This is a genomic window from Pseudoalteromonas sp. APC 3893 (genome assembly GCF_030408095.1).
Taxonomy (GTDB): Bacteria; Pseudomonadota; Gammaproteobacteria; order Enterobacterales; family Alteromonadaceae; genus Pseudoalteromonas.
Map to the genome: position 1 here is coordinate 1 of NZ_JASDCD010000056.1, position 2297 is coordinate 2297.

At 37.3% G+C, this 2297-nt stretch carries 1 protein-coding gene; it reads left to right on the forward strand.

What is annotated here, in order from left to right; all coding sequences use genetic code 11:
* The first annotated feature begins 268 nt into the window (after nt 1–268).
* Nucleotides 269–1729 carry a hypothetical protein gene (locus tag QMA12_RS21895; protein WP_290211489.1) on the forward strand — a complete coding sequence of 487 codons (1461 nt, stop codon included), beginning with the start codon at nt 269–271 and terminating at the stop codon, nt 1727–1729.
* Nucleotides 1730–2297 lie beyond the last annotated feature (568 nt).

The window sequence follows — 2297 nt, forward strand, 5'->3', positions numbered from 1 at the left end:
TCTCTCGCGATTTAGCCCTTGCCATTCGCTAGTAGTTATCGTTTAATAACAGTATGTTATTTAAACGGCGATCTTCCTACAGAGGACTTTCACCTCATAAGTCAATGCCCATGTCGGGCGTACACAAGTTAATTAACTGGACGTATTACGGTTGTCATTGTTTTTGCAAAAGAAAAAGCTGCAAAAATAACGCCAACCTACACGCCAGTTATTAAGGCGTTAGTTTTCTCGCAGTAGTGTCAGCATCGTTCACAGGATTTTAAAAATCGTGGTAAAAATAAACTTAAAAGACAAAAAAATATTTGGAAATGAAGCAGGAGAAGATGAACAACTTGCAGTTCTAAATTCTTATTACATTGAACACCGCGACTTTGATGAATTCTTTGACTCAGAGGAGAGGCTTTCCATCGTATCTGCTAGAAAAGGTATGGGGAAATCAGCTCTGCTATCACGATTGCACTTCAAACTCATGGAAGAACAAGCGTATGGAAACCCACTGATAATCAGAGTTAAGGGAAATGAGTTACTAGGACTCGGAAATTTTGAAGGTGAAGATCATTCTTACCTAGAAAACTACTGGAAACAAATTATCTGCAAAAGAATCATTGTAGAAATTGGAGGTCAAATAGGATTTGCTCTAGGTAGTGATGAAATGTCATTCGTTGAGTTATCGGAGCTCGAGGGGCTAAAGAGCAAAAATTTAGTGGGTGGTTTAATCTCCAGGATAAAAGGGAAATTACCTCTAGCAGGCGTTGAGGTTAATAGTAGTGTTCCAGAAAACTTAGATAAGCTACTGCAGCGCTTTCAAAATGGTAGAAATTGTCCTAATGTTTGGCTTTTAATTGATGATATAGACGCGAAATTTCAAAATACACCAGAAAATCAAGCAAGAGTAGGATCATTTTTTAGTGCTATTAGAGCTCTTTCATTTGATAATGAAAATTTAAATGTAAGGGCAACCGTAAGAAGTGACGTTTGGTCATGTTTACGGCACTTGGAAGATTTAGATAAATTGCAGCAGTATATAATTGAAATATTTTGGACTAAAAAATATATGAGAGATATGCTTGCTCAAAAAATATTAGTATACATCCAGAAAAACTTCCCAGGCTCGAATGAAGCAAAATTCAAGCTAAAAGGCGATTATAATAAAATTCTAGACGTGGTTTTCAACTCCCCTATAGATTGGCGCGGCGCTAGTGACGCTAGACTTTTTGACGCAATTAGTGCCTTTTCTAACAGACGCCCAAGATGGATGGGGCAGCTATGTAGAATGGCTAGTAAAAAAGCAGGTGAAAAATTAAGTATAAAAAGGGTTAATTTGGATCATATTAATTTTATACTCGCCGATTTTGGTGCTTTAAGAAGAGATGATTTAATTAAAGAGCACAGCCACCAGTTTGAAGAGTTATCTAATCTGATTGATTCATTGAGAGCAACGAAAAAAGAATTTACCTATACAGAGTTGCATATAATCCTTGATGATAACTTTGTTCGCGGTCGTGAAGTCGAAAGTATTCCAAAGATTGATGGTAAACAATATGTGGATTATGAAGATTTAGGCGATTTTTTATATAAGCTTGGGCTGATATCTAGAGCTCATGAGGATGGTAAGACATTTACCCATTATACCGATGACCCTGATCTATACCGTTCTATAGAAAACCGAAAAGACAATATAGTTTGGTCAATACATCCAGCATATAGGACGTTTTTAAATATAAAATGAAAACTAATCGGGTAGCCGGAGGTCTCTAACCTCCAGCCCCCACACCACCCATCATGCGTTTTTTATTAACAGGAAGTGCAATGGGCGGTTCATCTCCAGTAATGAATATTGATCCAAATATCTCTCAATGACACTAAACCTTGTGACGCTAAATAGTCATTGCCTAGCGCAATGTTAATTCCTTTTGTTTTTGAGCTTCTACAGGGGCCTTCGCTTCCAAGCGCCTACTTTTGGTACTGGTGATACCACAGGCTATGGCGAGTCGTTCGCTAACACTGCATATTCTCCCCAGCTTTGATCACCCAATGGCATTAACTTTGATCGCTTATTCTCATTAAGCTTTGATCACGAAAATCACTCGATAATGATCACTTTTGTGTTCTTAATGATTTTGCCGATCAAAGCTTAATGCCACTCGTTTCCGAGTTCACGTTTTATCATTTTTGTAGGTATGTTAAACCGTTATCTAAATCATTTGATGAAGATAACAATCATGTCAACAAGACCTATATCTATGAGTAAATTACAGGCTATTTTACGGCTGAAATATTCAGCTAAATTATCCCAT